This is a genomic window from Noviherbaspirillum denitrificans, assembly GCF_002211445.1.
GTDB lineage: Bacteria > Pseudomonadota > Gammaproteobacteria > Burkholderiales > Burkholderiaceae_D > Noviherbaspirillum > Noviherbaspirillum denitrificans.
Genome location: NZ_LSTO01000001.1, coordinates 3427906 through 3433725, shown reverse-complemented (window position 1 = coordinate 3433725; position 5820 = coordinate 3427906). Strand labels below are relative to the sequence as shown.

The 5820-nt window shown below is 61.3% G+C and carries 6 protein-coding genes and 1 pseudogene; all 7 read left to right on the top strand.

Annotated features, from left to right (window positions below; all coding sequences use genetic code 11):
- The coding region (locus AYR66_RS16615) for a tetraacyldisaccharide 4'-kinase (protein ID WP_170942319.1) at window positions 1-400 on the top strand (400 nt) is incomplete at its 5' end.
- A complete protein-coding gene (locus AYR66_RS16610; protein ID WP_088708427.1) occupies window positions 381-569 on the top strand; it encodes a Trm112 family protein in 189 nt (62 codons plus the stop codon). The genes AYR66_RS16615 and AYR66_RS16610, both read left to right, overlap by 20 nt.
- A gap of 29 nt (window positions 570-598) precedes the next feature.
- Window positions 599-1357, top strand: coding sequence for a 3-deoxy-manno-octulosonate cytidylyltransferase (kdsB, locus tag AYR66_RS16605; RefSeq protein ID WP_088708426.1), 759 nt, complete (start codon window positions 599-601; stop codon window positions 1355-1357).
- Between the two features lie 154 nt (window positions 1358-1511).
- Window positions 1512-2168: an adenylate kinase gene (gene adk / locus AYR66_RS16600; RefSeq protein WP_088708425.1), complete on the top strand. Its 657-nt coding sequence runs from the start codon at window positions 1512-1514 to the stop codon at window positions 2166-2168.
- 286 nt (window positions 2169-2454) lie between these two features.
- Window positions 2455-4608 (top strand): sodium-translocating pyrophosphatase, encoded by a 2154-nt coding sequence (locus AYR66_RS16595; protein WP_088708424.1) that lies wholly within the window; start codon window positions 2455-2457, stop codon window positions 4606-4608.
- A 135-nt stretch (window positions 4609-4743) separates the two neighbouring features.
- A complete protein-coding gene (locus AYR66_RS16590) occupies window positions 4744-5502 on the top strand; it encodes a 3-hydroxyacyl-CoA dehydrogenase (protein ID WP_088708423.1) in 759 nt (252 codons plus the stop codon).
- 131 nt (window positions 5503-5633) lie between these two features.
- Window positions 5634-5820 (top strand): annotated as a pseudogene (locus tag AYR66_RS29635) (gamma-glutamyltransferase); the annotation flags it as partial.

The window sequence follows — 5820 nt, the reverse complement described above, 5'->3', positions numbered from 1 at the left end:
GGGGGTCCCCGCCGATGCCGTGCGCATGGAACTGGCGGGCGAATTTGCCGAACCGCTGTCGGGCGGAGGCCATCCGGTCGCGCTTCGCGAGCTCGCAGGCAAGCGTATCGTGGCGGTCGCCGGGATCGGCAACCCGTCGCGTTTCTTCTCGATGCTGAAACGGGCCGGCCTCGAAATCGAAGAGCTGCCGCTGCCCGATCATTACGACTTTTCCGTCAACCCATTCGCCGCGATCACTGCCGATGTCATCCTGATTACGGAGAAGGATGCAGTAAAATGTACGCGAATTGATACGATCAACAACGACCCGCGCATATGGGTCGTGCCGGTGACGGCGCGCATCGATAGCGCGCTGGCCAAACGAATAGTGGAGAAATGTCGTGGACGCCCGACTGCTTGATATCCTGGTTTGCCCCATCTGCAAGGGCCCCCTCGAGTATGACAAGAACGCGCAGGAACTCATCTGCAACCCTGACAAGCTCGCCTATCCCATCCGCGACGGCATCCCCATCATGTGGGCCGACCAGGCGCGCGATCTGAACGCCCAGCCGTCCAACGTCAATCCCTGAATCCTGCGCGCCGCGCGCAGCGACAGTCCATGACCTTTACTGTCATTATTCCTGCACGGCTGGCATCGACCAGGCTGCCGAACAAGCCCTTGGCCGACCTTGGCGGCAAGCCGATGGTAGTGCGCGTCGCCGAACGTGCCGTGCAATCCGGCGCATCGCAGGTGGCCGTAGCCACCGACCACGCGGACATCCTCGCGGCATGTCGTGACCACGGTGTCGTGGCGCACATGACACGCGCCGACCATCCGTCCGGTACCGACCGCATCGCTGAAGTGGCTGCTGCGATGTCCTTGCCTGGCGATGCTGTCGTCGTCAATGTGCAGGGCGACGAGCCGCTGATCGATCCGGCATTGATTGCTGCAACGGCGAAGCTCATCGCGCCCGATGTGCCGATGGCGACTGCGGCCCATCCGATTGCGGACACAGCCGAGATATTCAATCCGAACGTGGTCAAGGTCGTGCTGGATATGACGGGCAGGGCACTCTACTTCTCGCGCGCCACCATTCCCTGGCATCGCGACGGTTTCGCGCAATCGAAGGAAACTATTCCAGCCGGCTATATGCCGCTGCGGCACATCGGCCTGTATGCATACAGCAACGCTTTTCTGCAGGACTATCCGCGCCTGGCCTTGTCTCCGTTGGAGCAAATCGAAGCCTTGGAGCAGCTGCGCGTGTTGTGGCATGGCTACCCGATTGCGGTCCATGTCACGCCGAACGCGCCTGCCGCAGGCGTCGATACGCCGGAGGATCTTGCGCGGGTCAGAAGCTATTTCGGTCAAGAAAAGTAGAAGAAATCCGGGATGGGATTCCGGTCAGGCGAGATTCTGTGGTAAGTTTCATGAAAAGTTAGTGTGATAAAAGCATGTCTTTGAGGTAAATCCGCCAGCCCGAGCGGAAATCCTCGTCACCGAATACAAATTTAAAACCAGTCTAGGACACACCATGCGCCTCATCCTTTTAGGACCGCCAGGTGCCGGCAAAGGCACGCAAGCGAATTTCATCAAGGAAAAATTCAACATCCCGCAGATCTCCACCGGCGACATGCTGCGTGCCGCGGTCAAGGCAGGAACGCCGCTCGGCCTCGAAGCCAAGAAGGTGATGGATGCCGGCGGACTGGTATCCGATGACATCATCATCGGCCTCGTCAAGGATCGTCTCAAGCAGCCTGACTGCGCGAACGGTTACCTGTTCGACGGCTTCCCGCGCACCATTCCGCAGGCTGACGCAATGAAGGATGCAGGCGTCGCGATCGATTACGTGCTCGAGATCGATGTGCCCGACGAGTCCATCGTCGAACGCATGAGCGGTCGCCGTGTGCACCAGTCGTCCGGCCGTACCTACCACGTCAAGTTCAATCCGCCGAAGGTGGAAGGCAAGGACGACGTCACCGGCGAAGAGTTGATCCAGCGTGACGACGACAAGGAAGAAACCGTCAAGAAGCGCCTCACGGTCTACCACGACCAGACCGAAGTGCTGGTCGGCTACTACAACAAGTGGGCAGAGTCCGGAAAGCCTGGCGCGCCGAAATACCGCAAGATTTCGGGTGTCGGCCCAGTCGAGACGATCCGCGACAAAGCCTTTGCGGCCTTGTCGGAGTAAAAAGGAAAGCGGACTTCATGTCCGCTTTTTTTTTCCGGGTGATGGCCTGTTTTAGATCAACGAATCGGCAGGGGGAGCCTGACGCAAGTATCCAGACAAAATCCCGTATGCAAGAATACGGGCCAACCGAATCTCTTCAGCAATCCGTAGCACAAGAAGTTTGCAGTGCGTAGTAGTCGCCGGACGACGACAGCAGATACCTTCTTGCAGCACAGGGCGTATGCCGTCGCCGTCCTCCGAAACGTCGTTGTTTTAACTTTGTCGTGAAACAATTGGAGGAGTCGATATGGCAACAGGTTTGTGGTTGGCCGTAGTGTGCGGCATCATTGCCGTCATCTACGGATTGGTGTCCCGGAGTTGGATCTTGAGCCAGGATGCGGGCAACGCCCGCATGCAGGAAATCGCGGCGGCCATTCAGCAGGGCGCCGGTGCCTACCTCGCCCGTCAGTACAAGACAATCGGCATCGTCGGTGTCGTCCTCGCCATCCTGATCGGCGTCTTCCTTGATGTCACCACCGCCATCGGCTTTGTTGTAGGTGCCGTGCTTTCCGGCGCTTGCGGCTTCATCGGCATGAACGTGTCGGTGCGCGCCAACGTGCGTACCGCGCAGGCAGCGACGAACGGCATCAGCCCGGCGCTGGCCGTTGCCTTCCGCGGCGGCGCGATCACGGGCATGCTGGTGGTCGGCCTCGGGCTGCTCGGCGTGACCCTCTTCTTCTGGTTCATCACCAAAGGCAAGACAGTCGACGCGACCACCCTCAAGCCTTTGCTTGGCCTTGCCTTCGGCTCTTCCCTGATCTCCATCTTCGCCCGTCTCGGCGGCGGTATCTTCACCAAGGGCGCTGACGTCGGCGCCGACCTCGTGGGCAAGGTGGAAGCCGGCATCCCCGAAGACGACCCGCGCAACCCGGCGGTGATCGCCGATAACGTTGGCGACAACGTGGGCGACTGCGCTGGCATGGCAGCCGACCTGTTCGAAACCTATGCCGTGACCCTGATCGCGACCATGACGCTTGGCGCGCTGATGGTGACGGGCGCGCCGCTGAATGCCGTGATCTATCCGCTCGTGCTCGGCGGCGTGTCGATCATTGCGTCCATTATCGGCTGCAGCTTCGTGAAGGCATCGCCAGGCATGAAGAACGTGATGCCCGCGCTGTACAAGGGCCTCATCATCGCCGGCGTCATTTCGCTCGTGGCCTTCTACTTCGTGACCACCTGGTTGTTCCCCGAAGCGGTTGCCATGTCAGACGGCAAGAGCGTCAGCGCAATAGCACTGTTTGGCGCTTGCGTCGTCGGCCTCGCATTGACCGCACTGATGGTGTGGATCACCGAGTACTACACCGGCACCGACTACAAGCCCGTGCAGCACGTTGCGCAGGCATCGACCACCGGCCATGGCACCAACATCATCGCCGGCCTCGGCGTGTCGATGAAATCCACCGCATGGCCGGTGCTCTTCGTGTGTATCGCAATCTGGCTGTCGTTCAAGCTGGGCGGCCTGTATGGCATCGCCGTTGCGGCAACCTCGATGCTGAGTATGGCCGGCATCATCGTTGCGCTCGACGCCTACGGCCCGATTACCGACAACGCCGGCGGCATTGCCGAGATGTCCGAACTGCCCGACAGCGTGCGCGATATCACCGATCCTCTGGACGCCGTGGGCAACACTACCAAGGCCGTGACCAAGGGCTATGCGATCGGTTCGGCCGGCCTGGCGGCACTCGTGCTGTTCGCCGACTACACCCACGCGCTTGAAGCACGCGGCATGCACCTCAGCTTCGACCTGTCCGACCACATGGTGATCGTCGGCCTGTTCATCGGCGGCCTGATTCCCTACCTCTTCGGCGCGATGGCGATGGAAGCGGTGGGACGTGCAGCTGGCAGCGTGGTCGAAGAAGTTCGACGCCAGTTCCGTGACATCAAGGGCATCATGGAAGGCACCGGCAAGCCGGAATATGGCAAGGCGGTCGACATGCTGACCACCGCCGCGATCAAGGAAATGATCGTGCCGTCCCTGTTGCCGGTCGTCGTGCCTATCCTCGTCGGCCTGATCCTCGGCCCGGCTGCGTTGGGCGGCCTGCTGATGGGTACCATCGTCACCGGCCTGTTCGTGGCGATCTCGATGTGTACCGGCGGCGGCGCCTGGGACAACGCCAAGAAGTACATCGAAGACGGCCACCACGGCGGCAAGGGTTCCGATGCGCACAAGGCGGCGGTCACTGGCGACACCGTGGGCGACCCGTACAAGGACACCGCCGGCCCCGCGGTCAATCCGTTGATCAAGATCATTAACATCGTGGCGCTTCTGCTGGTACCGTTGCTGCCGGCCGTCGGCGTGACGGCAACTGCTGGTCATGCGACAGCGCCTGCCGCTGTCAGCGCGCCGGCTCCGGCAGTTACCCCGGCAGCACCGACGCAGGCTCAGTCGGACGCGAAGTAAGGCAATCCCGCCATATCGGGAGAAGGCGGCTTCGGCCGCCTTTTTTGCTTTCGCCAATCAAAATTGGCTACAATTGGTTTTCTTTACGTTTACGTTAACGTCATAAATTTTTCCGTTCATCAACAAGAGGAAGCAATGCAGATCCAGAACAGCGTATTCATCATCACCGGCGGCGCGTCCGGCCTCGGCGCGGCAACTGCGCGCATGATCGTGGAAAACGGCGGCAAGGTGGTGCTGGCCGACGTGCAGGTGGAAGCGGGCGAGAAGCTGGCCGCCGAGCTGAAGGGCAAGTTCGTCAAGTGCGACGTGACGTCCGAAGCTGACGGCAAGGCCGTCGTCGAAGCCGCCGCCTCGCTGGGTACGCTGCGCGGCCTGATCAATTGCGCTGGCGTCGCCCCGGCAGTCAAGACCGTGGGCAAGGACGGTCCGCATCCGCTCGACGTGTTCCAGCGCGTGGTCAACATCAATCTGGTCGGCACCTTCAACATGGCGCGCCTGGCGGCTGACGCCATGTCCAAGACCGAGGCAAGCGACGGCGGCGAGCGCGGCGTCATCATCAACACCGCATCCGTTGCCGCATACGACGGCCAGATCGGCCAGGCTGCGTACGGCGCGTCCAAGGCGGCGGTCGTCGGCCTGACGCTGCCGATGGCACGCGACCTCTCGCGCAACGGCATCCGCGTCATGACCATCGCCCCGGGCATTTTCGAAACCCCGATGCTGCTCGGCATGCCGCAGGAAGTGCAGGACGCGCTGGGCAAGATGGTTCCGTTCCCCCCGCGCCTCGGCAAGCCGGCTGAGTACGCCAGCCTGGCAAAGACCATCATCGAGAATTCGATGCTCAACGGCGAAACGATCCGCCTCGACGGCGCGATCCGCATGCAGCCGAAGTAATGTGAATGCAAAGCCCGGGTGAGCTAACGCAAGCCCGGCACAGATTCACGGCATGGCAGCATGACAACAACTGCCGTGCGCAATTAGACTAGGACAAGCGTCGAGCTTGTCCTTTTCTTTTTGGAGCGCCCATGTTGAAAGCAGGAATTCCCTCACTCGTTCTTGCCATGCTGCTGGCGGCATGCGCCGGCCCGTCGCCGCAGGTGACTTCTCAAGGCATGCAGGCGACTTTGCCGGGCATGCAGGCACCGGAAGGCGCAAGCGGCTACACCGAGAAAGCGGGTTCGACCGCAAGGAAATACATGGTGGCCGCCGCCA